15 protein-coding genes are annotated in these 26,548 nt (G+C 64.0%); 7 read left to right on the forward strand and 8 right to left on the reverse strand.

Going from position 1 to position 26,548, the window contains the following annotated elements; genetic code table 11:
- Positions 1-40: 40 nt before the first annotated feature.
- From UP06_RS08510 to UP06_RS08520, 3 genes are read left to right on the forward strand one after another with little or no spacing between them, the layout of a single operon-like run.
- Positions 41-646 (forward strand): K(+)-transporting ATPase subunit C, encoded by a 606-nt coding sequence (locus tag UP06_RS08510; RefSeq protein WP_045002060.1) that lies wholly within the window; start codon positions 41-43, stop codon positions 644-646.
- A gap of 40 nt (positions 647-686) precedes the next feature.
- The gene (locus UP06_RS08515; protein WP_045002062.1) at positions 687-3,410 is read left to right on the forward strand and encodes a DUF4118 domain-containing protein; all 2,724 of its coding nucleotides are present in this window, start codon (positions 687-689) and stop codon (positions 3,408-3,410) included.
- Positions 3,407-4,096: a response regulator gene (locus tag UP06_RS08520; protein ID WP_045002064.1), complete on the forward strand. Its 690-nt coding sequence runs from the start codon at positions 3,407-3,409 to the stop codon at positions 4,094-4,096. Before UP06_RS08515 ends, UP06_RS08520 begins: the two co-directional genes overlap by 4 nt.
- A 9-nt stretch (positions 4,097-4,105) precedes the next feature.
- On the opposite strand, the gene ku is transcribed toward UP06_RS08520, so the two are convergent.
- Complete coding sequence (gene ku, locus UP06_RS08525; protein WP_045002066.1) at positions 4,106-4,990, reverse strand: non-homologous end joining protein Ku; 885 nt, start codon at positions 4,988-4,990, stop codon at positions 4,106-4,108.
- Between the two features lie 118 nt (positions 4,991-5,108).
- Here ku and ligD point away from each other — a divergent pair, with 118 nt between their 5' ends.
- The gene (gene ligD / locus UP06_RS08530; protein ID WP_045002067.1) at positions 5,109-7,763 is read left to right on the forward strand and encodes a DNA ligase D; all 2,655 of its coding nucleotides are present in this window, start codon (positions 5,109-5,111) and stop codon (positions 7,761-7,763) included.
- Positions 7,764-7,860: 97 nt separating this feature from the next.
- Here the strand turns inward: ligD and UP06_RS39690 are convergent, their stop codons facing one another.
- Positions 7,861-8,025, reverse strand: coding sequence for a DUF3309 family protein (locus UP06_RS39690; RefSeq protein ID WP_007595743.1), 165 nt, complete (start codon positions 8,023-8,025; stop codon positions 7,861-7,863).
- A gap of 180 nt (positions 8,026-8,205) precedes the next feature.
- On the opposite strand from UP06_RS39690, the gene UP06_RS08535 reads away from it, so the two are divergent.
- A complete protein-coding gene (locus UP06_RS08535; RefSeq protein ID WP_045002069.1) occupies positions 8,206-8,523 on the forward strand; it encodes a polyhydroxyalkanoic acid system family protein in 318 nt (105 codons plus the stop codon).
- Positions 8,524-8,526: 3 nt separating this feature from the next.
- Here the strand turns inward: UP06_RS08535 and treY are convergent, their stop codons facing one another.
- The 6 genes from treY to UP06_RS08565 are packed head-to-tail and all read right to left on the reverse strand — an operon-like array spanning position 8,527 to position 22,531.
- Positions 8,527-11,310 (reverse strand): malto-oligosyltrehalose synthase, encoded by a 2,784-nt coding sequence (gene treY / locus UP06_RS08540; protein ID WP_045002071.1) that lies wholly within the window; start codon positions 11,308-11,310, stop codon positions 8,527-8,529.
- Between the two features lies 1 nt (position 11,311).
- Positions 11,312-13,066 carry a malto-oligosyltrehalose trehalohydrolase gene (gene treZ / locus UP06_RS08545; RefSeq protein WP_045002073.1) on the reverse strand — a complete coding sequence of 585 codons (1,755 nt, stop codon included), beginning with the start codon at positions 13,064-13,066 and terminating at the stop codon, positions 11,312-11,314.
- Positions 13,063-15,141 carry a glycogen debranching protein GlgX gene (gene glgX, locus UP06_RS08550; RefSeq protein ID WP_045002075.1) on the reverse strand — a complete coding sequence of 693 codons (2,079 nt, stop codon included), beginning with the start codon at positions 15,139-15,141 and terminating at the stop codon, positions 13,063-13,065. Before glgX ends, treZ begins: the two co-directional genes overlap by 4 nt.
- Positions 15,142-15,144: 3 nt before the next feature.
- On the reverse strand, positions 15,145-17,292 hold the full coding sequence (gene glgB, locus UP06_RS08555; protein ID WP_045002076.1) for a 1,4-alpha-glucan branching protein GlgB: 2,148 nt from the start codon (positions 17,290-17,292) through the stop codon (positions 15,145-15,147).
- Positions 17,285-20,578 (reverse strand): maltose alpha-D-glucosyltransferase, encoded by a 3,294-nt coding sequence (treS, locus tag UP06_RS08560; RefSeq protein ID WP_045002078.1) that lies wholly within the window; start codon positions 20,576-20,578, stop codon positions 17,285-17,287. Before treS ends, glgB begins: the two co-directional genes overlap by 8 nt.
- A gap of 12 nt (positions 20,579-20,590) precedes the next feature.
- Entirely contained in the window at positions 20,591-22,531 is a 1,941-nt protein-coding gene (locus UP06_RS08565; RefSeq protein WP_045002079.1) for a maltotransferase domain-containing protein, read from the reverse strand.
- Between the two features lie 205 nt (positions 22,532-22,736).
- Between UP06_RS08565 and malQ the strand changes: the two genes are divergently transcribed.
- Together malQ and UP06_RS08575 are read left to right on the forward strand one after the other, a co-directional pair.
- Positions 22,737-24,710 carry a 4-alpha-glucanotransferase gene (gene malQ, locus UP06_RS08570; protein ID WP_045002080.1) on the forward strand — a complete coding sequence of 658 codons (1,974 nt, stop codon included), beginning with the start codon at positions 22,737-22,739 and terminating at the stop codon, positions 24,708-24,710.
- Positions 24,711-24,741: 31 nt separating this feature from the next.
- Positions 24,742-26,547: a glycoside hydrolase family 15 protein gene (locus tag UP06_RS08575; RefSeq protein WP_045002081.1), complete on the forward strand. Its 1,806-nt coding sequence runs from the start codon at positions 24,742-24,744 to the stop codon at positions 26,545-26,547.
- The last annotated feature ends 1 nt before the right edge of the window (position 26,548 follow it).

The raw sequence follows: 26,548 nt of genomic DNA on the forward strand, positions 1-26,548 counted from the left end.
TGCGCGCCCCCGCGCAAAGACGAAGAATTAGGAGAAATACATGCTCAGAGAAATCCGCCCCGCCATCGTCCTGTTGCTGGTGCTCACCGCGATCACGGGCCTAGCCTATCCGCTCGCCATGACCGGCATCGCCGGTGCGATCTTCCCCGCACAGGCGCAGGGCAGCCTGATCGAACGGGATGGCAAGGTCGTCGGTTCCGCCCTGATCGGGCAGGAGTTCAAGGACGACAGATATTTCCACGGCCGCCCCTCGGCGACGCTGGCGCCGGATCCGAACGATTCGACCAAGACCGTCTCGGCGCCCTACAACGCTGCCAACTCGGGCGGCTCCAATCTCGGCCCGACCAGCAAGGCGCTGGCTGACCGGCTGAAGGAGGATGTGGACAAGCTGAAGGCCGAGAACCCGAATGCTGCCGTCCCGGTCGACCTGGTCACGACCTCGGCCAGCGGCCTCGATCCGGACATCTCGCCGGAAGCCGCGCAATTCCAGGTGCCGCGCGTGGCCAAGGCGCGGAATATGTCGGACGATCAGGTCAAGCAGCTCGTGGCTTCCAGCACCCAGGGCCGTCTGCTCGGCCTGCTCGGCGAACCGCGCGTTAACGTATTGGCGCTGAACCTCGCGCTCGATCGCGCTGCCGCAAAGTAGCGGTCTAGGCTCGCGGCGCTCCGATGATTATAATGACCTGATGGTCCGAGAGCGCCGCGATCCCGAACAACGTCCGTCCCCCGAGGCGCTGCTGGAAGCAGCGCGCCGGGCGGAGAGCGCGAGCGGCAAGCTGAAAATCTTCGTTGGCGCCGCTCCCGGCGTCGGCAAGACCTACGAGATGCTGCAAAGCGCCCACGCCAAGCGCAAGGCCGGTATCGATGTCGTGGTCGGCTTCGTCGAGACCCATGGCCGGGTTGAGACCGAGGCGTTGGTGCGAGGGCTGGAAGTGATCCCGCGCAAGAAGCTCGATTACCGCGGCCAGATCGTCGAGGAGATGGACCTCGACGCCGTGATCGCGCGGCGGCCTCGGATCGCGCTGGTCGACGAACTCGCCCACACCAACGCAGCCGGCAGCCGGCATCCGAAGCGATATCTCGACGTCGAGGAGTTGCTGTCTCACGGCATCGACGTCTATACCGCCGTCAACATCCAGCACATCGAAAGCCTGAACGACGTCGTCGCGCAAATTACTCATGTGCGGGTGCGCGAGACCGTCCCGGATTCGGTCTTCGATCGCGCCGATGCGATCGAGCTGATCGACCTCACCCCCGACGATCTGATCCAGCGGCTGAGGGAGGGCAAGGTCTATGTCCCCAAACAGGCCGAGCGCGCGCTTGATCATTATTTCTCACCGGGCAATCTGACGGCGCTGCGCGAGCTCGCGCTGCGGCGCACGGCCGAGCGGGTCGACGAGCAGCTTCTCACGCACATGCAGGCGAATGCCATCGCCGGCCCCTGGGCCGCAGGCGAACGCATCCTTGTTTGCGTCAGCGAGGATCCGCGCGCAGCCGGGCTCGTGCGTTATACCAAGCGCCTCGCGGACCGGCTGCATGCGCCATTCACTGCGGTCTCGATCGAGACGCGGCGGTCGCTCCAGCTTTCCGACGAGGAGCGCGACCGGCTGGCCGATACGCTACGGCTTGCGGAATCGCTGGGTGGTGAAGCCTTGACCATTCCAGCCGTCGGCCGCCGCATCGCCGACGACGTCATCAACTTCGCGCAAGGCAACAACGTCACCCAGATCGTGATCGGCAAGTCGACGCGCTCGCCGTGGTTCGAGTTGACGCGTGGCTCGGTCGTACTTGATCTGGTGCGCCGCTCCGGCAATATCAGCGTTCACGTCATTCCCGGCGACGAGCTCACGAGCGAGCCGGCGCCGAAGACCTCGGTGCAGACGGCGGCGCGATCCGAGCCGTTCGATGCACGGCCCTATCTGAAGGCGCTCGGGATCACGTCGCTCGGCCTTGCAGCAGCGGTGGTCATCAAGCCGTATTTCGGCGTCGAGAACGTCGACCTGATGTTCCTGACCGCGGTGGTTGCCGTGGCCGTTCGCTATGGGTTGTGGCCGTCGCTGCTTGCGAGCGTCGCGGCGTCGCTGGCGTATAACTTCTTCTTCCTGCCGCCGGTCTACACTTTCACCATCACCGATCCAACCAATGTCGCGGCGTTCTTCTTCTTCATGCTGATTGCCTTCGTGGTGTCGAATGTAGCCGGGCGTGTGCGGACCCAGGCCGACACCGCGATCGGTCGCATCAGGACCACCGAACAGCTCTATGCCTTCAGCCGCAAGCTCGCCGGCACCGCCACGCTCGACGACGTGTTGTGGGCGACCGCCTATCAGATTGCGCTGATGCTGAAGGTTCGCGTCGTGCTGCTGCTGCCGGAGGACGGCCTCCTGACGGTGAAGTCCGGCTATCCGCCCGAGGACCAGCTCGACCAGGCCGACCTTGCCGCCGCCAACTGGGCCTGGAGCAACGATCGCTCCGCCGGGCGCGGCGCGGATACCCTGCCGGGTGCAAAGCGGCTGTTCCTGCCGATGCGGACCGGCCGCGGCCCGATCGGCGTGATCGGCATCGACAACGATCGCACCGGTCCGTTGCTGACCCCGGACCAGCGCCGGTTGCTCGACGCGCTGGTCGACCAGGGCGCGCTCGCGATCGAGCGCGTGCTGCTGGTCGAGGACATGGACCGCGTCAAGCGCACCGTCGAATCCGAGCGGCTGCGCTCGGCGTTGCTGACCTCGATCTCGCATGATCTGAAGACGCCGCTGGCCTCCGTGCTCGGGGCCGCCTCGACCATGCGCGATCTCGCCAACGCGCTGTCCGACACCGAGAAGCGCGATTTGCTGGCGACCGTGATCGACGAGTCTGAGCGGCTCAACCGCTTCATCGCCAATCTGCTCGACATGACAAAACTCGAGTCCGGCGCCATCGTACCCAATACGGCGCTGCACGATCTCAGCGAGATCGTCGGCAGCGCGCTGCGACGGGCAGCCAAGATCCTGACCGCGCACAAGGTGGAGCTGGTGCTGGCCGCCGATCTGCCGATGCTCCAGTTGGATGCCGTATTGTTCGAGCAGGTGCTGTTCAACCTGCTCGACAATGCTGCGAAATATTCATCGCCCGACACGACGATCTCGATCACGAGCCAGCGCGAGCGGGATCAGGTGATGCTCCAAATCGCCGACGAAGGCGACGGCATCCCGCCCGACGAGCTTGAGAGCGTGTTCGACAAGTTCTATCGCGCGCAGAAGGGCGATCATGTCCGTCCCGGCACCGGGCTCGGGCTCGCCATCTCCCGCGGCTTCGTCGAGGCGATGCAGGGCACGATCTCGGCCGCCAACCGCAGCGACCGGAGCGGCGCCATCCTCACCATCCGTCTGCCGGTTCCCGCACAGACTAAAGCATTGGATACCGCCGCATGAGTGCTGCCCCGATCAAGGTTCTGGTCATCGACGACGAGCCGCCGATCCGAAAACTACTGCGGATGGGATTGACGACGCAGGGCTATGAGATCCTGGAGGCGTCGAACGGCAAGATGGCGCTCGAAAAGCTCACCGAAGATCCCGCGCTGATCATTCTCGATCTTGGCCTGCCCGACATCCAGGGCCATGAGCTGCTGCGCACGATCCGTGCCCGCAATGAAGCCGTGCCGATCGTGGTGCTGTCGAGCCGCGGCGACGAGGCCGGCAAGGTGCAGGCGCTCGATCTAGGCGCCGACGACTATCTGACAAAGCCGTTCGGCATGGACGAGCTGCTGGCCCGACTGCGCGCCGCGCTACGGCATCAGCTTCAGGTTCAGGGCGAGCGGCCGGTTTTTCGCACTGGCGATCTCTCCGTCGATCTCGTCCGCCGGATCGTCAAGCTCGGTGAGCGCGACGTGAAACTGTCGCCGAAGGAGTATGATCTCCTGCGCGTGCTGGTGCAGCACGCCGGCAAGGTGCTCACCCATCGCTTCCTGCTCAAGGAGCTCTGGGACGAGCTGACCGACGCGCAATATCTCCGGGTCTATGTCCGCCAGCTCCGCCAGAAGATCGAAGCCGATCCCGAGCGGCCGCAATATGTGCTCACGGAGACGGGGATCGGGTATCGGCTGAAGGCAGGGGATTGACGGGGTCTCTCAACCCGCCTTCCGGCGCCCCGCCGCGGACCTTTGCATCTTCTTCGCAGCTCGTTGTCGTCCCGTCGCGCGGCGCGCGTGGGACTTGGCCCGCGCCTTCCCTCCACCGCGCCCCTTCAAGCTCTGCTTCAAAGCATCCATCAGGCTGACGACGTTGCTGGGCTTCTCCTCAGGCTCGGGCAGCTCGATTGTCTTGCCGCTGGCCTTCCGCTTCACCAACGCCTTTAGCGCGTTCTCATACTCATCCTTGAATTTGCCGGGATCGAAATGCGCCGCCTTGGTGCGCAGGATATGGCCGGCCAGCTCGACCATGTCCTTGGTGATCTTCGGGGTCTTGATGTCGTCGAAGAACTCATCCTCGTCGCGCAGCTCGTAGGGGTAGCGCAGCGTCGTGCCGAGCAGCCCCTTGCCGAGCGGTTCGATCGCGATGACATGCTCGCGGTTCGTCAGTACGATCTTGGCGAGCGCCACGCGCCCCTCGTCCTTCATGGCGTCGCGGATCACGGCAAAGGCATCGACCGCGGCCTTGCCCTCGGGCGCGATATAATAGGGGTGGTTGAGGTAGCGCTGGTCGATCTCGTCGCTCGGCACGAAGCTCTCAATGTCGATCGTATGATTGCTCTCGATCTGGACCGCCTCGAGCTCCTCCGGCTCGATCTCGACATATTTGCCCTTGCGCAGCTCGTAGCCGCGGCCCTTCTGATTGCTCTCGACGACGTCGCCGGTCTCGGAATCCACCATCTGCTGCTTAAGCCGGTTGCCGGTCTCGCGGTTGATCATGTGAAACCGCGTCTTCTCTGCCGCCGTGGTCGCCGGGTACAGCACGACCGGGCAACTAACCAGCGACAGCTTCAACGTTCCCTTCCAATAGGCGCGGGGAGCCATTTCATTCTCCAGTGATTTCAAGGCTTTTCAGGAACTCCAACCGGGCTCCGGGGTTTTGGTTCCGGGTGGGACTTTTGCCGTGATAGGCTGAAGCGCCGAAAGTGATGCGGGTCCGGTCGTGCTGCGAAAACTCTCCACCTATCGACAGAAACGCGATTTCGAACAGACGCCGGAGCCGTCCGGTGAGTCAGCGGTCGCGCCGTCGAAGCAACGACGCTTTGTCATCCAGAAACATGATGCGACCCGGTTGCACTACGATTTCCGGCTCGAATTCGACGGCGTCTTCAAGTCCTGGGCGGTGACGAAGGGGCCTTCGCTCGATCCTCACGACAAGCGGCTCGCAGTCGAGGTGGAGGACCACCCGCTCGACTACGGCGATTTCGAAGGCACGATTCCGGAAGGCCAGTATGGCGGCGGCACAGTGATGCTGTGGGACCGCGGCACCTGGGAATCCGATGATCCCGAGCGCGGCTTCAAGAAGGGTGACCTCAAGTTCACGCTGCACGGCGAGAAGCTGCACGGCAGCTGGGTGCTGGTGCGCATGCGCAATGATCGCACCGGTGGCAAGCGCACCAACTGGCTCCTGATCAAGCATCGCGACGACTATGCGCGCGAGGGTGAGGACATCCTCAGCGAGGACAAATCGGTCGCCTCTGGTCGCGCCATGGCCGACATCGCCGACGGCAAGGGGAGGGCACCAAAGCCCTTCATGCTGGCGAAGGGTGCCAAGAGCAAGGCTGATGCGGTCTGGCAGTCGAACCGTGTCGAGGAGACGAAAGGGCACACGATAAACGCGGCGCCTCGCACAGCGTTGAAGGCAGGCAAGACCGCAAAGAAAAAAGCGACGACCGCCAAAAAAGTCTCGGAGATACCGGACTTCGTGGCGCCGCAGCTCTGCACGCCAGTCGAGCGCCCGCCGTCCGGCGATGGCTGGTGCCACGAGATCAAGTTCGACGGCTACCGCGTCCAGCTTCGCGTCGAGGACGGCAACGCAATACTCAAGACCCGCAAGGGGCTCGACTGGACCGACAAGTTTGCGTCGATCGCGAAGGAAGCGGGTTCGCTGCCGGAGGCGCTGATCGACGGCGAAATCGTCGCGCTCGACCACAACGGTGCGCCGAATTTTTCGTCGCTTCAGGCTGCGCTGTCGGACGGCAAGACCGACAATCTCATCTTCTTTGCCTTCGACCTACTGTTCGCCGCGGGCCTCGATTATCGCCGGCTGCCGCTGGATGAGCGCAAGGAACAGCTCAAGGAGCTTCTGGAAGCGCGCAAGCGGAAGTCGAGCCAGATCCGGTATGTCGAACATTTCGTCAGCGGCGGCGACGCGGTGCTGCAATCAGCCTGCAAGCTCGAGCTGGAAGGGATCGTGTCGAAGAAGCTAGACGCGCCCTACCGCTCGGGGCGGACGGAGAGCTGGACCAAGGCAAAATGCCGCGCCGGCCATGAGGTCGTGATCGGCGGCTGGAAGACGACAGCGGGAAAATTCCGCTCGCTGATGGCCGGCGTCTATCGCGGCGATCATCTCGCCTATGTAGGCATCGTCGGCACCGGCTTTGGCGCCGACAAGGTCAAGCGCATCATGCCGCTGTTGAAGGAGGCAGCTTCAAGCGAGAGCCCGTTCGGCGGCAAGAATGCACCGAAGAAAGCCCGTGATGTGCACTGGCTGAAGCCCGAGCTCGTCGCAGAGATCGAGTTCGCCGGCTTTACTGCCGACGGCAATATCCGCCAGGCCGCCTTCAAGGGGCTGCGGCAGGACAAGCCGGCGGAGGAGGTTGAGGCGGAGACGCCTGCTGACACCGCGCTCGCCAAGCCTGCTGCCAGAAATCGCGCCCCGGCGAAGCCCGGCAAAGGAAAAGGCGTCGGCGCTGCCGAGGTGATGGGCGTCGTCATCTCGAAGCCGGACAAGGAGCTATGGCCGGACGGCGGCGATGGCGAAGGCGTGACGAAGCTCGACCTTGCCCGCTATTTCGAGGCGGTCGGCAGCTGGATGATCGTGCATCTGAAGGGGCGTCCCTGCTCGATCCTGCGTGCGCCCGATGGCATCGGCGGCGAAAAATTCTTCCAGCGTCATGCCATGCAGGGCTCATCGAACCTGCTCGAGCTCGCCAAGGTCGGGGGCGACCGCAAGCCCTACTTGCAGATCGACCGCGTCGAGGGCCTTGCCGCGGTCGCGCAGATCGGCGGCCTGGAGCTGCATCCCTGGAATTGCGCGCCGGACGCCTATGATACGCCGGGCCGGCTGGTGTTCGATCTCGATCCCGCGCCGGACGTCGATTTTGCCGATGTCGTCGAGGCGGCGAAGGAGATGCGGCAGCGGCTGACCGATGTCGGCATGGAGAGCTTTTGCAAGACCACCGGCGGCAAGGGCTTGCATGTGGTGGTGCCGCTGCTCCACGGCGCGCGCGACAGAGTGGGCTGGAAGGAAGCCAAGGCTTTTGCGCAAGGCGTCTGCCAATGGATGGCCGATGATGATCCCGAGCGCTATCTGCTCAACATGTCGAAGAAGCTGCGCAATGGGAAGATCTTTCTGGACTATTTGCGCAACGATCGTTTGTCGACGGCCGTGGCCCCGCTATCGCCTCGCGCCCGCGACGGCGCGACTGTCTCGATGCCCGTCATCTGGGCGCAGGTGAAGAGCGATCTCGATCCGAAGCGATATACGGTGCGGACGGTGCCGGGCTTGTTGGCGCGCTCGAAAGCCTGGGAGGGATATGATGATGCTGCCGCGTCGATCAAGGCCGCGATGAAGAAGCTCGCGGGGAAGAAGTAGGGTGGGCAAAGCGAAGCGTGCCCACCATCTTTCGTGCACTGCGGCAGGAAGGTGGGCACGGCGCGTTGCGCCTTTGCCCACCCTACGATCTCGGCCGCTAGATCCGTCCCAGCAACAGCAATATCAGCAGGATGACGATGACGAGCCCGAGGCCGCCGCCGCCGTAATAGCCGGTGCCGTAGAACGGGCCACCGCCGATGCCGCTGAAGCCGCCAAGCAGGGCGATAACCAAGATGATCAGAATGATCGTACCGATAGACATGATAGTCTCCTCCAGCCCTTTGTTGAAAGGGTCGTTGCACCTGTCCCGTTGTGCGAGGGCAACTTGCCGCAGGTTTTAAAGTTCCGCCGATGAAACACGGCGGCAGGTCCTAGTTGCATGGAACCTTTAGTGTCTCGTCCGGCATGACTAGGTGAGGTTCATCCAGCACGGGGTAGGGCCATGTCAGCACCGCTTGTCGTTTCCATTCCGCATCATCTCGGCCGCGAGGAGGCGGTGCGTCGGCTCAAGACCGGGCTCGGCCGCGCCGCGGCCAGCATTCCCGTAATGCAGGTCGAGGAGGAGCGCTGGAGCGGCGACACCATGAACTTTCGCATCCGCGCGCTCGGCCAGATTGCAAGCGGGCAGGTCGATGTCGCGGACGACCACGTCAAGGTTCAGGTGGTGTTGCCCTGGCTGTTGCAGCGCTTTGCCGAGATGGCGCAAGCCGCGATCCGCAAGCGCGGTCAGTTGCTGCTGACGAAGGACGGCGGAAAGTAGCGTTCAAACGCGGGCGCGCTGTCGCGCAGGCCTTGCAGCGCTTGTGGTGCGCGCCTCGATGACAGCAGCGGGAAAATCGCGAAAGGCCTGCGAGAGCGGCAATTCATTTCCCCCGAACCCATGTGCGGCATAGCCGGTGATATCAACAGTCGCGTCAAAGCCTGCCGGCACGAGCCATTCCCGGCCGGCTTGCGTGAATGGCGCAAGTTGTCGTCCGATTACGACGATTGCTGCGTTGCCACGGTGGTGGCGGGCGAAGGCGATGACGTGATCCGCGTGCGTGCCCCGTACGTCGAGCGGCTGGTAGTCGCCATGCGTGAAGACGTCGGCGAGCTTGCCGCGCAGCTTGAGCAGGTGCTGCGTCCAGGCGAGCTTGATCTGACCGTCAGGCCAAGCCTTGATCAAGCTGCTCCAATCCGGATTGTCGAGCGAGCCCAGCGCTGCGTGACGCGCGGCAAAGTCCACCGGGCGGCGGTTGTCCGGGTCGACCAGCGACAGGTCCCAGAATTCGGTGCCTTGATAGAAGTCGGGAACGCCCGGCAACGTCGCCTTGAGAGTGAGCTGGCCCAACGAATTCAGCGCGCCGATCAGTGCGACGCGGCGGGCCAGGGTTTGCAGCGCTTCCAGGAATTCGGCGGATTGTACGGGATCGAGGATCTTCTCGATAAAGCTTCGAACGCCGGACTCGTAGGCCTCGTGCGGATTGAGCCAGCTCGTCTCTTCCTTGCCCTCGCGCGAGGCCTTGAGCGCATAGGCCTGGATGCGCGCGACGAAATCGCCCTCCGACCCCTCAAGCGGCCAGGCCCCGAGCAGGGTCTGGTAGAGCATGTATTCGAAAGTCGCCGACGGCGCGCGCCAATTGCCGTGGAGGGTGAGGTGCGGTGCGTTCAGCACCTTCCAGCGCGAGACCGCGCTGGTCCATTCGCCGGGAATCTCGCTGAGTGCGGCGATCCGCGCCCGAGCGTCCTCGCCGCGCTTGGTGTCGTGGGTCGCGGTTGCCGTCATGCCGTGCGGCCATTCTTTGGCGCGAGCCTTCATCGCCTCGTGGAAAGCGGAGATCGCAAGGCCCGTGCTCGCGGGATCACCGCCGACCTCGTTGAGGGCGAGCAGCCGGTGGAATTGGTAGAACGCGGTGTCCTCCAGCGACTTCGCCATCATCGGCCCGGTGAACTGCTGCACCTTCAGCGCAAAGCGGCGCACCCTTGGAGCGCTGTGCGGGGGACGGCCGGGCTTGAGCAGGTCCATGGTCAGGGCATCGCGCAGGAAGTCGAAAATGCCCTCGTCCGCGGCGAACCATTCGGCACGGGCGCGCTCGATGGTCTCGTCGATCAGCTTCCGGTCGAGCGAAGTTGGGCTGCTGTGCGTCAGATATGTGCGGTACACCGGGAAATGCAGCACGTAGAGCTCGAGTGCCTGCCGCAAGCTGTCGGCGGAAAAGTCGCGGGTCGAGTAGTGCCCATTGGCGATGCGTGCGAGCAGGCGCGTCAGCACGGTGAATTCGCTGGTCAGCAACGTCTCCAGCACGCGCCGCTTGGCGTCCTTGACGTAAGGCGCGAGCCGCGGCGGCCGGTTGCTGACCTGTCGCCAGGTCTCGTCCAGCGCGTCGAGCCCCTTGGCATCGACCAGCACCTGGGTGATGACGTTCATCCATTCATAGCCGGTGGTGCCCTGAATGCCGGCAAAGTGCGGCAGGCGCTCGTGCTCGCACAGGATCTTCTCGATCACGGTGTAGAACGGCTTGGTCGCGCCTTGCGCATCGCGCACCAGCCGGCGCAGCCGCTGGCAATATTGTGCGGGATCGCGCAGGCCGTCGATATGGTCGAGGCGAATGCCCTGCAACTTGCCGTCGGCGATCAGTTGCTTCACCAGCCGATGTGTGGCGGCGAAGGTGCCGGGATCCTCGACGCGCAGGCCCGCGAGCCCGTTGACGTCGAAGAAGCGGCGATAGTTGATGTCGCTGGATGCAAGCCGCCAATGGCCGAGCTTGTAGTGCTGGCGTTCCAGCAGATGATGCAGCGCCAGCGTCTGCGCCGGGCGATCCTTTGCGGCCCGATAGGCAGCGAGGCCGTGTGTGATGATGTCGGCAGCGCCCACGATACCCCTAAGCTCGGTCTTGAAGCTAGGTGCTTCCTTGCGGTTGGGTCGGCGCAATCCCGTGTAGCGAGTCGCGAGCGAAAGCAGGCGCTTGCCGGCCTCGGTTTCGGTCGCGTCCGCCTCCTTCACGATCAGCCGCAGCATTTCGCCATAGCGCTCCGGCGCGATCGGCAGGCGATGCTCGAAATACCAGGCCGAAAAGCTGCCTTCGTCGGAATCATAGCGCAGCTCGATATCGCCGCGCTCGAGCGCTTCGCCATAGGACGAGCCGAGGATCGGCAGCAGCACGCCGCCGCGAGCGCGGTGCGGCAACAGATCCCAGTCGATATCGAAGGCGACCGCATGCGGCGAGGTCTGGCCCCATTCCAGCACGTCCAGCCACCAGGGATTGTCGGCAAAATGCACGCCGACATGGTTCGGCACGAAATCGATGATGAGGCCGAGATCATGTTTGGTCAGCGCCTCGCTCAGTCGTGCGAAGCCGGCCTCGCCGCCGAGCTCGGGATTGAACTGGCCATTATCGACAGTGTCGTAGCCGTGCGTCGAGCCCTTGCGAGCCTTCATCACCGGCGAGGTGTAGAGATGCGTGATTCCCAGAGCTTTCAGATAAGGCACCACCGCGGTGGCCTTGTCGAAGTCGAAATCCGCGGTGAGTTGCAGGCGATAGGTCGCGAGGGGGATGGCGGGAGCCATGCTAACCTCCGAGACGCCAGTTCACCGACCAGGGCGGGAGCCGGTCGCCGGCCGCGCCGCCCCAGATCGGCGCGCCTGCATTGTTGTCGGGTTGCGTGATGTCCCGGTCCGACAGATTTGCTGTCAGCTGCAGCGTTGCGCCGTCGCCCATGCGCCAATGCGCGGTCAGCAAACCATTGTCCGCCGCCGCGGCATCGCCGAAGCGCGCGCCCTTCAGCCGAGGCGTGATCTCCTTGCGGCGAACTGCGAGCAGATCGCGGACAACAGCCAGGCGCGCCTCCTGCTCCGGCGTGTGGCCCGTCCAATCGAGCACGGCCGATTGCAGCGTGGCGGGATCGAAGGGGTCGGGCACATCGTCGCCGTACTTCTCATAGGCCCAGGCATATTCCTGCCGGCGGCCTTTGCGCACGGCGTCGGCCAGTCCGCCCTGGAAGTCGCAGAAGAACGGGAAGGGCGCCGTCGAGCCCCACTCCTCGCCCTGAAACAGCATCGGCACCATCGGTGCGAGCAGCGTCACCGCGAGCGCGGCCTCGATCTGCGTCGATGATGCCAGGCTCTCCAGTCGGTCGCCCAGCGGGCGATTGCCGATCTGGTCGTGGTTCTGAAGAAAATTGACGAAGGTCGCCGGCGGCAGCTCGCCACTCGGCTCGCCGCGCGGCTGCTTGCCCCAAAATTCCGAGATTTCGCCCTGATAGATGAAGCCCGACGCGAGTGCGCGTGCGAGGTCCATGCGCGGGGTCTGGTAGTCGGCATAGTAGCCGCCGAGCTCGCCGGTCAGCATCACATGCCAGGCGTGGTGATAGTCGTCGTTCCACTGCGCGCGGTATTTGCCGTTCGGCGGCTCCTGCGCGGCATCAAGCAGGCTCGCGCGATTGTCGCCGTTCTCCAGCACCAGATGGATATGCCGCCCCGTGGCCTTGGCGAGTTCGCCGGCCGCGACGCTCAACTCCTGCAACATCGATTGCTCGCCGGGCAGCGCCATGATGTGGTTGGCGGCATCCAGCCGCAGGCCGTCGAAGCGATAGTCGGTGAGCCAGGACAGCGCGTTCTCGACCGCAAACGCGCGCACCTGCGGCACGCGATAATCGATCGCACTGCCCCAGGGCGTGTGCGCGTCGGTGAAGAAAGTCGGCGCATAGCGGCCGAGGTAATTCCCCTCGGGGCCGAAATGATTGTAGACGACGTCGAGAAACACCATCAGCCCGCGCAGGTGCGCCTCGTCGATCAGCCGCTTCAGATCTTCAGGACGGCCATAGGCGCTGTCGGGCGCATACCACAGCACGCCGTCATAGCCCCAGCCGCGGCGGCCGGCGAAATCGGCCAGCGGCATCAGCTCCAGCGCGGTGATGCCGGTCGCTGTGAGATGATCGAGCTTGTCGATCATGGCGCGGTAGGTGCCTGCCGCAGTAAAGGTGCCGACATGAGTTTCGATCAGCACCGTCTCTTCCCAGGGACGGCCACGCCAATCGCTCGCGCGCCAGGCGAAGGCGTCATGATCGATCACTTCGCTCGGACCGAACACGTCCTCAGGTTGGAAAGCCGAGGCCGGATCGGGCACATCGATCTCGTCATCGATCCTGAACTTGTAGGGGCTGCCGGCGGATAGTCCCGGAATGTCGGCGACATACCAGCCATCCTGCCGGCGCTGCATCGCGTGCCTGCTGTCGAGCAGCAGGTCGACGCGGCGCGCGCCGGGCGCCCACAGGCGGAACGATACGCCGTCCTTCGTCGGCCTTGCGCCGAAGGATGGCCTCATAGCGCCCCCGCGAAGGCGAGCACGGAGCGGGGCGGCGCCTTGCTGTCGCTTCCGGGCTGGAAGTCAATCGTGTTCAGCTTGGCTTCGGTCGTGTTCAGGATCTGCTGCCAGCTCTTGTATCCGGTCATCTTGGGCAATTTGAATGCGATCTCTTCGGGTGCGGCGTTCAGGATAATAAAGATCGCGGCGCCACCCGGTTCCATCGGCCCCATCACATAGGAGAGGAACCGCCCCTCAGGGAATTTCCAGTCGTTCTCCGTCATCTCGTCACCGGCGGGCGTCAGCCACAGCACGCCATAGGCGACGCCATCGGCGGGCCGGCCGTCGAGCCAGCGATGGCTGCGGAGCTGCGCGAACCGGCGCCGGATGTCGGCGAGATGAGCGACGAAATCGATCATATCGTCGCCCTCCTTACCGAGATTATCCCAGCCAACCCAGCCGACCTCGTTGTCCTGGCAATAGGCGTTGTTGTTGCCGGACTGCGAATTGCCGACCTCGTCGCCGGCGAGAAGCAGGGGAATGCCCTGCGCCAGCATCAAACATGCCAGCACGTTCTTGCGAAGCTGCCGGCGCAGGCCCAGGATATTTGGATCGTCGGTCGGGCCCTCGACACCGCAATTGTTGCTGTGGTTGTCGTTGGAGCCGTCGCGATTGTCCTCGCCATTGGCTTCGTTGTGCTTCTCGTTATAGCTGAAGAGGTCGGCGAGCGTGAAACCGTCATGGACGGTGATGTGGTTGATGCTGGCGCGGGGCCGCCGTCCGTCATGGTTGAACAGGTCGGACGACGCCGTCATGCGGCTGGAGATGTCGCCGATCAGGCTGCCTTCACCGCTCCAGTAGCGGCGCATGGCGCTGCGGTAGCGATCATTCCACTCCGACCATTGCGAGGGGAATGCGCCGACCTGATAACCGCCGAGGCCGAGGTCCCAGGGCTCGGCGACGAGCTTGACGGTGGCGAGTACCGGATCCTGCCGGATCGCAGTCAGGAACGAGATGCCACGATCATAGCCGTTCGGTCCGCGTGCGAGCGTCGTGGCGAGATCGAAGCGGAAGCCATCGACATGGCAGACTTCCACCCAGTAGCGCAGCGAATCCATCACCATCTGGAGCACGCGCGGATGGGTCAGGTTCACTGACGAGCCGCAGCCGGTGAAGTCGTCGTAGAAGCGGGGATTCTCGCGGTTCAGCCAGTAATAGGACGCGTTGTCGATGCCGCGGTAGCACAGCGTCGGGCCGAGGTGGTTGCCTTCGGCGGTGTGGTTGTACACGACGTCGAGCATCACCTCGATGCCGGCATCGTGCAGCCGCGCGACTGTGGTGCGGAAGGAGTCGAGCGCATTGTCCTGGGCGTAGCGCGGCTCGGGCGCGAAGAAGGACAGTGTGTTGTAGCCCCAGTAATTGGCGAGCTTCTTCTCCACCAGCATGCGGTCGTCGACGAAGGCATGGATCGGCAGCAGCTCGACCGTGGTGACCCCGAGCTTCTTCAGGTGCTCGATCATTGCGGGCGACGACAGGCCGCCATAGGTGCCACGCAGGTTCGGCGGAACGTCGTCGCGCTTCTGCGTCAGGCCCTTGACGTGGGCCTCGTAGATGATGGTGTCTTCCCAGGGGATGTTAGGCCGGATCTCGCGGCGGCCCCAGTTGAAGGTCTCGTCGACCACGACGCCCTTGGGCATGCCGCGGGCGTTGTCGCGCCGGTCGAACGACAGGTCTTCGCGCGCGCTGCCGGTGCGGTAGGCGAAATGTGCGTCACTCCAGACCAGCCGTCCGGCGAGCCGCTTGGCATAGGGGTCGAGCAGCAGCTTGTTGGCGTTGAAGCGATGGCCGTGCTCGGGCTCATAGGGGCCGTGCACGCGGTAGCCGTAGAGTTGGCCCGGAGAAACGTCGTTGAGATAGCCGTGCCAGACATCCTCGGTGCGCTCGGGCAGCTCGATGCGTTCGAGCTCGCGGCGGCCCTGGCTGTCGAACAGGCACAGCTCGACCTTTTGCGCATTGGCGGAAAACAGCGCGAAATTGGTGCCACGTCCGTCCCAGCTTGCACCGAGGCGTGCGGGCGATCCAGCAGTCAGGCGCATGTGTCAGCTTTCCGGAACGAGGAAGATCGCGGCGAGCGGCGGGATGGTGAGGCGGAGCTCGGCGGCCTTGCCGTCAACGGCATGAACCTCGCCGATGTTCCCGACATTGGTGCCGCCATAATGGGCGGAGTCCGAATTGAACACCTCTTTCCACTTGCCGGCAAACGGCACGCGAACGCGGTAGTTGCGATAGACGTTGGGTGAGAAGTTGATGATCACGAGACACCGCGCGTGCTCGTCAACGCCCTTGCGCATCCAGGCGAACACGTTGCGGTTGGCGTCGTCCGTGATCAGCCATTCGAAGCCGGCCTGATCGCAATCCATCTGGTGCAGCGCCGGCACCGCGCGGTAGACCCTGTTGAGATCGCGGATCAGCGCCTGGATGCCGGAATGGTTCTTGTGTTCGAGCAGGTGCCAGTCGAGCGACTGGTCGTGATTCCATTCGCGGCTTTGCGCGATCTCCGCGCCCATGAACAACAGCTTCTTGCCGGGATGGGCGAACATGAAGCTGTAATAGGCGCGCAAATTCGCGAAACGCTGCCACTCGTCGCCGGGCATCCGGCCGAGGATCGAGCGTTTGCCGTGCACGACCTCGTCATGCGACAGCGGCAGGATGAAGTTTTCCGAGAAGGCGTAGTGCAGGCCGAACAGGATGTCGCCGTGATGATGCTTGCGATGGATCGGATCCTTGCTGATGTAATTCAGCGTGTCGTGCATCCAGCCCATATTCCACTTGTAGCCGAAGCCGAGTCCGCCGAATTCGACCGGGCGCGAGACCTGCGGCCACGCAGTGGATTCCTCTGCCGCCGTCGTCGCTTGCGGGAAGCGCGCGAATAGCTCGGTGTTGAAGCGGCGCAGGAATGCGATCGCCTCGATGTTTTCGCGGCCGCCATACTGGTTCGGAATCCACGCACCCGGTGGGCGGCTGTAGTCGAGATAGAGCATGGAAGCGACCGCATCGACGCGCAGGCCGTCGATCGCATAGCGTTCGAGCCAGAACAGCGCGTTGGACACCAGAAAGTTCGTCACTTCGGTGCGGCCGTAATTGTAGATCAGCGTGCCCCAGTCGAGGTGGCGGCCCTGGAGCGGGTTGGCGTGCTCGTAAAGCGAGGTGCCGTCAAAACTGCCGAGCCCGTGCGGATCGTCAGGGAAGTGGCCGGGCACCCAGTCGAGCAGCACGCCGATGCCTTCGCGGTGGCAGGCATCGACCAGCGCGGCAAAATCCTCAGGCCCGCCGAAGCGGCTGGTCGGCGCATAGAGGCCGGTCGGCTGATAGCCCCACGAGCCGTCGAACGGATGCTCGCTCACGGGCAAGAATTCGAGATGGGTGAAGCCCATGTCGCGCGCATAAGCCGGCAGCTGCTCCGCCAACTCGCGATAGGTCAGCCATTCATTGTCGCCCTTGCGTCGCCACGAGCCGAGATGAACTTCGTAAATCGACATCGGCGCCGACAGCGCGTTGATGCCGTCGAGTGCCGGCCGCGGACGGGCGAGATGCGCCTCGTCGAAGACGATGGAAGCCGTCTTCGGACGGACTTCGGCCGCGAATGCCATCGGATCGGATTTCAGCGGCAACTGATGGCCGTGCGGCCCGACGATGTCGAACTTGTAGTGGTCGCCGGCCTTGGCGTGCGGGATGAACAATTCCCAATAGCCGGCCCCGCGCACCCGCATGGCATGGCGCCGCGCGTTCCAGAAATTGAAGTCGCCGACCACGGCGACGCGCCGCGCATTCGGCGCCAGCACCACGAAGCCGATGCCGTCGACGCCGTCGAGCGTCATCGGATGCGCGCCGAGCTTGTCATAGAGCCGCTGATGGGTGCCTTCGCCGAGCAGATAGAGGTCGAAATCGGTCAGGATCGGCGGAAAGCGGTAGGCGTCCTCGAACTCGACGACGTCGTTGCCGAATTTCGCGCGCAATTGGTAGTGCTTGGAGCCGTTGGGAAGCGCGCCGATGAACAAACCCGCATCGTGGACACGATCGAGCCTTGCCACTTCGCCGTGCTCGCCGACAGCCTCGACATCGGCGGCTTCGGGCAGGAAGGCGCGCACCACGCTCTTGCCGCCCTCGGGATGCAGCCCGAGATAATGGAAGGGGTCGGAGTGGCGGCCCTCGATGATTGCGTAGGCTTCGGCAGGCAGTTTAGGCATGTGCTTCGCTCTCGGCATTGGACAGAATGCGAAGCAGCCCGGTCAGCGGCGCATTGAGCCCCTCCGGCCGGTGGGACAGCTCGTACTCTACTTCGTCGAACGCTTGATCAAGCAGGAAAAACCTTAACAGCCTTTCCGCAGATCGGGGATCATTGGGCCATAGCCGCCGGTCGGTCATGGCCTCGCGATAGGCGGTGAGGAAAGTGGCCGTGGCGCGCTCGCGCCATTCGCCGAGCGCGGCTGTGAGCCGGTCCTGCTCGTCAGAGGTGCCATTGAGCGCGCGATTGAGCGCCGCGGCTGCCGCCAGCTCGATCGAGCGGACCAAGCCAGCAACGTCGCGCGCGGCCGGGGCCTTGCGCCGCTTCTCGGCCAGCGGCAGGCGCGGATCGCCGTCGAAGTCGATGATGAAGATGTCGTCCTTCACAATCAGAGTTTGCCCGAGGCGGAAGTCGCCATGATGACGAATGTTCAACCCGCCAATGTCGGATGGCAATAGCCGGGTCAGCCGGCCGGCCAGGGTCTCGCGCGCTGCGGCGATCTGGTCGACCAGCGGCCGGTCAGCCTCCCGCAGGCTGCTGCGGTTTGCGGCCAGCCGTTCGAAAACACGCTCAGTGCGTGTCTTGAGGTCCGAAATCCAGCGCTTGACGTGAGCCGGGCCGATCGCCTCAGGGGCAAGATCGGCAGGCTTGGCGGCGGCCAGCGCCATATGCAGCTCGGCGAGCCGCCGGCCGGTCTGCGCCAGATGGTGCAGATAGGGCGCCTGGTCTTGGTTCTCGCGCGGCGTGTCACTCGCGGTCAGCAGCCGCTGCTCGTCGACATGACGGTCGAGATAGCTCGCGGTCACGGCCCAGCCGTCGCCCTGGTTCTCGACATAGGCATGCAGGACGCCGAGCGCGCTGCGGCTGTCGCCTTCCACCAGCTCGACGCTGCCGAGCAGCGCCGGCGCATGAGCGAAGCGGGCGACCTCGGTGAGATAATGGCCGAGCTCGATCTCGGGATTGATGCCGCTTTCGAGCTGGCGATGGATCTTGGCGACGTATTGATTGTCGACCAGCGCGGTGCTGTTCGACTGCTCGATCGCGCGGATCCGTTCGGGCTCCTTGATAGTGTATTCGGAGAACAGGCTGGTCGGCTTGAACTCCAGCCGCAGATTGTTCTCCTCCACCACCAGTTTCTGCGACAGATTGCGCAGGAACAGGCCGATGAAGATCTGGTCGGTCGCGACATCGAGCAGCGTGCCCTCGCGGGCGCCCTGGCGCACGGCGGCGAGCGCCTTGGGGTTGAAGCGCTCGCGGTCGAAACGCACCCATTCGATCTGCATCGGCACCACGTAGCGCGTGGTGACGTCGTGTTGTGCCGCTTCGAAGAACGCGATCCAGGGTCGGTTGTCGCCGATGTCGCAGAACGGCACCGCCGAGGTCAGCGTCGGCTGGATGTGCTTGGGATTGTTCTCCGGATACCACCGTGTGCGCGACAAAAATCCCGGCAGCACGTCGCGCTCGAACATGCCGCGTTCGCGGGCGAGCGAGACCCAGGTCGAATTGACCGGCACCACCAGCGTCTCGAACTCCGGCACGGCGGTTGGCGTCACCGGTTCGGACTTGTCGCGCTCCTGAAGCTGGAACCAGTAGAAGCCGTAGGGCCCGATCGTGATCATATAGGGCTGCTCGCCGATCGCGGGGAAGCGGCTGCGGCCGAGCATTTCCTGCGGGATACGGTCCTTCCATGGCGACAGGTCGAGCTGGGTTGCTTGCGCCGCACGCGAAAGATTGGCGACGCAGAGGATCACCTCGTCGCGATACTGCCGGACATAGGCGAGCACGGAGCGGTTGGCCGGGCGGATGAACGTCATGGTGCCGCGGCCGAAGGCGAGTGTCGATTTGCGCACCGAGATCAGCCGCTTGGTGGCGCTGAGCTGCGAGGACAGGCTGCGCGACTGCGCCTCGACATTGACTGCTTCATAGCCGTAGACGGGGTCCATGATCGGCGGCGCGTAAAGGCGGGCCGGATCGGCGCGCGAGAAGCCGCCGTTGCGATCCGGGCTCCACTGCATCGGCGTGCGCACGCCATTGCGGTCGCCGAGATAGATGTTGTCGCCCATGCCGATCTCGTCACCGTAATAGATGATCGGCGTGCCCGGGAACGACAGCAGCAGCGAGTTCATCAGCTCGATCTTGCGCCGGTCATTGTCCATCAGCGGCGCAAGCCGCCGCCGGATGCCGACATTGATGCGGGCGCGGGGATCGTTGGCGTAGGTGGTCCAGAGATAGTCACGCTCGACGTCGGTGACCATCTCCAGTGTCAGCTCATCATGGTTGCGCAAAAACAGCGCCCATTGGCAGCTCGCCGGAATGTCCGGCGTCTGGCGCAAAATGTCGGTGATCGGGAAGCGGTCCTCCTGCGCGATCGCCATGTAGATGCGCGGCATCAGCGGGAAGTGGTAGGCCATGTGGCACTCGTCGCCACGGCCGAAATATTCCTGCACGTCCTCCGGCCATTGATTGGCTTCGGCCAGCAGCAGCTTGCCCTTGGAGTAGGCGTCGAGCTCCTGGCGCAGGCGCTTGATGATCGCATGCGTCTCGGGCAGGTTCTCGTTCGAGGTGCCCTCGCGTTCGCAGAGATAGGGAATCGCGTCCAACCGGAAGCCGTCGACGCCGGCATCGAGCCAGCGCTTCATCACCTGGATGAGGGCGCTGACGACGCGCGGATTGTCGAAGTTGAGATCCGGCTGGTGCGAGAAGAAGCGGTGCCAGTAGAACGCGCCGGCCTCCGGATCCCAGGTCCAGTTGGATTTCTCGGTGTCTGTGAAGATGATCCGCGTGCCCTGGTATTTCTGGTCGGTGTCGCTCCAGACATACCAGTTGCGGGCGCTCGAGCCTGCCGGGCTGCGGCGCGCGCGCTTGAACCAATTGTGCTGGTCGGATGTGTGGTTGACGACGAGCTCGGTGATGACGCGCAAGCCGCGCTTCTGCGCTTCCTGAATGAAGCGCTTGAAGTCCTTCATCGTCCCGAAATCGGGATTGATCGAGCCGTAATCGCCGATGTCATAGCCGTCGTCGCGGCCGGGCGAGGGGTAGAACGGCAGCAGCCACAGCGCAGTGACGCCGAGATCCTGGAGATAGGACAGCTTCTCGGTTAGCCCCGCGAAATCGCCGATGCCGTCATTGTTGCTGTCGGCAAATGCCTTGACGTGAAGCTGGTAGATGATGGCGTCCTTGTACCAGAGCTCATCCACGGTCTCGGCAGCCTCAGCCTTCTTGGTATCAACGGAAGATAAAACATTCATGGCGTTGAGCCTTTACGCCAGGCAGCGGAACAAGAGCGCCGGATCGCGGTCGGGATCGATACGCAATTTGATCCCGCCCCATTCGATGCGGGACTGTTCGCCGGTGAGGAGATTTTCGAATGCGGTGACGTGGCGGCGTTCGCCGTCGATGGTGAGGTCGCCGAGCGGTAACCAGAACTCGCGCGCGTGGCGCGAGAGGGCGATGACGGCGACGACCGTGTTGGCTGGGTCGGTCGCCTCCTTCGCGAAGGCAATGGTCTCGCCGTCCTCGATGGCGAGGAAGCGCAAATTCGTCGTCTGCTGAAGCGCCGCATTCTCGTTGCGGATGCGGTTCAGCTCGGTGATGTACGGCTTGATGTTGCCTGCCTTGTCCCAGTCGCGCTGCTTGATCTGATATTTCTCTGAATCGAGATATTCCTCGTGGCCGGGCACGGCCTCATGCTCAAGCAGCTCGAACCCGCCGTAGACGCCGTAATTGCCCGATAGCGTCGCTGCGAGCGCAACGCGCGACTTGAATGCCCAGGCTTCACCGCTCTGCAGATGATAGGGCAGCAGGTCGGGCGTGTTGGCGAACAGATTCGGACGATAGAACTCGCGCTCCGGATAACGCGTCAGCTCACCGAGATATTGCTCCAGCTCCCACCTCGAAGTGCGCCACGGGAAATAGCTGAAGGATTGCGCGAAGCCGAGCTTGGCGAGACCCTTCATCAATTTCGGCCGCGCAAAGGTTTTGGAGAACAGGATCACCTCGGGATGCCGGCGGCGGATGTCCTGGATCAGCCATTCCCAGAACGGCAACGGCGCGGTGTCGTGATTGTCGATGGCGAAGATGGTTACGCCATGGTCGATCCAGAACAGCATGGCGTCGCGGAACGCGTTCCACAGCCCGATCCGGTCGACGGATGCGAAATCGGGGATCACGATATCCGGATAGGGTCCGTCCGCCGCCCGCACCGAACGATCCGGCCGCCATTTGAACCATTCCGGATGCTGCGTCAGCCAGGGATGGTCCGGCGAGCACTGCACGGCGAAGTCGAGTGCCAGCTCGAGGCCGTATTCCAGGCAGGTCGCGACCAGCGCGCGGAAATCCTCGATGGTGCCGAGCTCGGGATGCAGCGCATCGTGGCCGCCCTCGGCGGCGCCGATCGCATAGGGCGAGCCGGGATCGCCTTCGGTCGCGACCGCTGTATTGTTGCGGCCCTTGCGGCGGGTGCGGCCGATCGGGTGGATCGGCGTGAAGTAGAGCACGTCAAAGCCCATCGCGGCGATATCGGGCACGCGCGCGATGCAGTCGCGGAGCGTGCCGTGCTGGCCCGGCACGGTACTCTGGCTGCGCGGCATCATCTGATACCAGGCGCCAAAGCGCGCTCTGTCGCGGTCGACGATCAGCGGGAAGAGGAGAGAACGGGTCAGGTCAGGCCGCGGCTGGCTCTCGGACATGGCCTCGCCGAGCTCGGTCGCGAGCAGCGGAGTGAGCTCGCCGGTTTGAAGGTAGTCCTCGCATTGCCTGACGATGACATCCGCGGCGTCTTGCCGCGCACTATGCGCCTTGGTCAGCAGGCCGGCGCCCTCGATCGCATCGAGGCTGACGTCGGCGCCGGAGAGCTGCTTCCGCTCCATCCCATGACGCCAGGTGGCGAATTCGTCGGTCCAGGCTTCGATGGCATAGACATATTGCCCGGGCTCGGCCGGCACGAAGGCACCGGACCAGCGGTCATTGCCGTGATGGATCATCGGCTCGCTCCGCCATTCCCGCTCCTGCTCGCCGCGCCAGATCAGCGCGGCACTGACCACGTCGTCGCCGTCGCGATAGACGTCGGCCCAGACCTCGACCCGTTCGCCCGCGATCCGCTTCACAGCGAAGCGGCCGCCATCGATCGACGGATAAACGTCTTCGATCAGGAAAGCGCTGCCTGAAGCGGCACTCTCGACAGTTTGAATTGTCTTGTTCACGGTGATGCCATTGACAAGAAAGCAGGGGCCCGTTTCCCTTGTCGGGAACCTACGCTTGGTACCTATATAGAAAGCCGCTTGTGTGTCATTAGTTCCCACTGGGAACGGCAGGCGCGGTTTGTGACTTAACCCTGACTAACGTCTTCCGCGATCTCGTTAAAATCGATACCCCCGGCCAGACAATGGCCTGCAAACCGCGTGCCGAATGGATCTTTTAGCTCAAGCCCAGATCAAGGGTGTTCAGTCCGAATTCGTCGATGCCCTCGGAAAGCTGAGGGTCACCGATCCCGTGGCCCTCAAATCCATCCTCGACGCCCTGCCGGAGAAGCGGGTCTACCGCTTCGTCAGCGGGCCCGTGGTGGTGCGCGCCTTGGGGAAACCGCGCACCGAATTGGCGGCGACTGGGGCTGTGCCGCTCAAATGGAAAATCACCGGCAGCGGCCAAATCACCGGCAACGTGATCGCGCAAGGCGAGACGCGCGAACCGGTGATCGCCTGGCCAGCCGGACTGCCGCTCGGTTACCACCGGTTGACACTCACCGATGCTGCCGGCGCGATGGAAGAGGTGCCGATGATTGTGGCGCCCGAGCGTGCCTTCGGGGGCGATTTCGACCGTGGCTGGCTGCTCGCGGTGCAACTGTACAGTGTCCGCTCCGACCGCAATTGGGGCATCGGTGACTTCACCGATCTTGCCGGTCTCGTCCGGCTCGCAAAGCGGCTCGGCGCGGACGGCGTCGGGCTCAACCCGCTGCATGTCCTGTTCGACAACCAGCCGGGCGATTGCAGCCCGTATTCGCCGAACAGCCGGCTGTTTCTCAACCCACTCTATATCGACGTCGAGGCGATCCCGGAATTTTCGGCAGACCTCATCCCCGATGCGGCCGCGACCGCCGCGCGGCTGCGCGAAGGCAATCGTGTGCCCTATACGGACATGGCGGCGCTGAAATGGCTGGGCTTGCGTGCCGCCTTTGACAGCTTCGTGAAAAGCGCGAGCGGTGTCCGCCGCAACCAGTTTGATGCCTTCCGGGCCGAACGGGCGCCGCTGTTGTCCCGCTTTGCCTGCTTCGAGGTGCTGCGGCATCGATTCACCGGACCGTGGTGGGAATGGCCGCCGGAGTGGCAGCAGCCGAGTGAGGCGAAATGCGCCGAGCTGCGCAATGGTCCCGACAAGCACGAGGTCGAATTCGTCGAATTCGTGCAATGGACCGCAGATAGCCAATTGCGTGGCGCCAAGGAGCTGGCCGGCGAGCTCGGCATGCGGGTCGGGCTTTATCTCGACGTTGCCGTTGGTGTGCAGTCCAACGGCTTCGACGCCTGGAACGAGCAGCTCGCGATCTCGCGCCATCTCGCGGTCGGTGCACCGCCCGATGTGCTCAACACCGTCGGCCAGGATTGGGGCCTTGCAGGCTTCAACGCGGGTGGGCTCGAGGCGCAGTCCTTCGTACCGTTTGCCGACATGCTGGCCGCATCGATGCGCCATGCCGGCGCGATCCGTCTCGATCACGTGCTGGGGTTGAAGCGCCTCTATCTAGTGCCGCGCGGCTTCAAGCCCGACAATGGTGCCTATGTGCAGATGCCGTTCGAGGCGCTGCTTGGCGCGGTGGCGCAGGAGAGCGCGGCCCACAAATGCATCGTGATCGGCGAGGACCTCGGCACGGTGCCGGAGGGTTTTCGCGAGACCATGCAGGATTTCGGCATCTGGTCCTACCTCGTCATGATGTTCGAGCGCGACGATGCCGGCCATTTCCGCAATATCGACTATTACCGGCCGAACGCGCTGGTGACGCTGAACACGCATGATTTGTCGACCTATGCCGGCTGGCGCTCGTTCAGCGATCTCAAGATGAAGCTCTCGCTCGGGCTCGATCCCGGCGAGAACGAGCAGGCGCGCTGGGATGCGCTTGGCCTGCTCGACGAGATTCTGCGTCAGAACGGCATCAGCGCCAACGATCTCTATTCGGTGCTCGCCTTCCTGTCGCGCACGCCATCGCGGCTGTTGGCGGTGTCGCTGGAAGACCTGCTCGGCGTGATCGACCAGCCCAACATTCCCGGCACGATCGACGAGCATCCGAACTGGCGCCAGCGTCTTCCCGTCACACTCGACAAGATCGCCGCCAAGGTCGATCTCAAGGCTTTGAAGGCCGCAACGCGGGAACGTTCCCTGACCGGCGGGAGTTGATCCGCGGGGATTCCTTAAGGCTCGCAAAACATTGTCTCAGAAGATCGAAGACTACGCGTTGATCGGCGACTGCGAGACCGCGGCGCTGGTCGGGCGCAACGGCTCGATCGACTGGCTGTGCTGGCCGGCCTTCGATTCCGACGCCTGCTTTGCCGCCATCCTCGGGACGCACAGGAACGGTCGTTGGCTGATCGCGCCGACCGAGGACGTCACCGCAATTTCGCGCCGCTATCTCGACAATACCCTCATCCTCGAAACGCGCTTTGAGACCAAGAGCGGCACCGTCGCGCTGATCGACTTCATGCCGCCGCGTGGCAAGGCCTCCGACATCGTGCGTCTGGTCCGCGGCGTTACCGGCACGGTCAAGATGCGGATGGAGCTCGTGATCCGCTTCGGCTTTGGCGTCGACATTCCCTGGGTGCGCCGCTGCGAGGACGGATCGCTGCTGGCGATCGCCGGCCAGGACATGACGGTGCTGAGGACGCCGGCCAAGACCCGCGGCGAGGATCTGACCACGGTCGCGGACTTCGAAGTGGCAGCCGGCGAGACCGTGCCCTTCGTGCTGACTTACGGCCCGTCGCATCTCGATCCGCCCGAACCGATCGATCCGGAGATCGCGCTTCAGGAGACCGAGACATTCTGGAAGGAGTGGAGCAGCCGCTCTACCCATGACGGCGAGTATCGCGATCTCATCATGCGCTCGCTGATCACGCTGAAGGCGCTGACCTTCGCCCCCACCGGCGGCATCGTGGCGGCGCCGACCACCTCACTGCCGGAAAAGCTCGGCGGCGCCAGGAACTGGGACTATCGCTTCTGCTGGCTGCGCGATGCCACCTTCACGCTGCTGGCGCTGATGAATTCCGGCTACACCGAGGAAGCCTCGGCCTGGCACAATTGGCTGCTGCGTGCGGCCGCCGGTTCGCCATCGAACATGCAGATCATGTACGGCATCTGGGGCCAGCGGCGGCTGCTGGAATGGGAAGCAGGTTGGCTCGACGGCTATGAGGGCGCGCAGCCGGTGCGCATCGGCAACGCCGCGCACGCTCAGCTCCAGCTCGATGTCTACGGCGAGCTGATCGACGCCTTCCATCAGTCTCGGATGGCCAAGCTGAAGCTCGACGATGAAGCGACCTGGTCGCTGGAGCGTGCCGTGCTCGATCATCTGGCCGAGGTCTGGGACCAGCCCGATCACGGCATCTGGGAGCGGCGCGGGGAACCCCGGCACTACGTCTTCTCCAAGGTGATGACCTGGGTCGCCTTCGACCGCGGCATCAAGAGCGCCGAGACCTTTGGCTTCAAGGCGCCGCTGCTGCACTGGCGTGCGCTGCGCGAGGCCATTCATCGCGACGTCTGCCACAGGGGTTTTGACGCCGAAGAGAATGCCTTCGTCGAATCCTATGGCTCAAAGCTGCTCGATGCCAGCGTGCTGCTGCTGCCGGCGGTGGGTTTCCTGCCGGCGTCGGATCCGCGCATCCGCGGCACCATCGCGGCCGCCGAAAAACACCTGATGCGCGACGGCTTTGTGCTGCGGCACGATCCACGCGAAGTGTCCGAGGAGCAGCAGCCGATTGAGGGCGCATTCCTGGCCTGTAGCCTGTGGCTGGCCGACGCTTATGTGCTGTCAGGCGATCTCGACAAGGCGCAAGCGCTGTTCGATCGCGTCGCCGGGCTTGCGAATGATGTCGGACTGTTGGCCGAGGAATATGATTCCGTCGTGCGCCGCCAGACCGGCAATTTTCCGCAGGCGCTGACGCATATCGCGTTGATCAACACCGCGCATAATCTTTCGGCGGCGAGGCATGCCAGCGAGAAGCCGGCGATGCAGCGGTCGCAATAGC

The sequence above is a fragment of the Bradyrhizobium sp. LTSP857 genome (assembly GCF_000938285.1).
Lineage (GTDB): Bacteria > Pseudomonadota > Alphaproteobacteria > Rhizobiales > Xanthobacteraceae > Bradyrhizobium.

Bases quoted from the DNA above. Each gene is read 5' to 3' on its own strand.
- UP06_RS08510 (WP_045002060.1), top strand. From the start codon at position 41: ATGCTCAGAGAAATCCGCCCCGCCATCGTCCTGTTGCTGGTGCTCACC.
- UP06_RS08515 (WP_045002062.1), top strand. From the start codon at position 687: ATGGTCCGAGAGCGCCGCGATCCCGAACAACGTCCGTCCCCCGAGGCG.
- UP06_RS08520 (WP_045002064.1), top strand. From the start codon at position 3,407: ATGAGTGCTGCCCCGATCAAGGTTCTGGTCATCGACGACGAGCCGCCG.
- ku (WP_045002066.1), bottom strand. From the start codon at position 4,990: ATGGCTCCCCGCGCCTATTGGAAGGGAACGTTGAAGCTGTCGCTGGTT.
- UP06_RS39690 (WP_007595743.1), bottom strand. From the start codon at position 8,025: ATGTCTATCGGTACGATCATTCTGATCATCTTGGTTATCGCCCTGCTT.
- UP06_RS08535 (WP_045002069.1), top strand. From the start codon at position 8,206: ATGTCAGCACCGCTTGTCGTTTCCATTCCGCATCATCTCGGCCGCGAG.
- treY (WP_045002071.1), bottom strand. From the start codon at position 11,310: ATGGCTCCCGCCATCCCCCTCGCGACCTATCGCCTGCAACTCACCGCG.
- treZ (WP_045002073.1), bottom strand. From the start codon at position 13,066: ATGAGGCCATCCTTCGGCGCAAGGCCGACGAAGGACGGCGTATCGTTC.
- glgX (WP_045002075.1), bottom strand. From the start codon at position 15,141: ATGCGCCTGACTGCTGGATCGCCCGCACGCCTCGGTGCAAGCTGGGAC.
- glgB (WP_045002076.1), bottom strand. From the start codon at position 17,292: ATGCCTAAACTGCCTGCCGAAGCCTACGCAATCATCGAGGGCCGCCAC.
- treS (WP_045002078.1), bottom strand. From the start codon at position 20,578: ATGAATGTTTTATCTTCCGTTGATACCAAGAAGGCTGAGGCTGCCGAG.
- malQ (WP_045002080.1), top strand. From the start codon at position 22,737: ATGGATCTTTTAGCTCAAGCCCAGATCAAGGGTGTTCAGTCCGAATTC.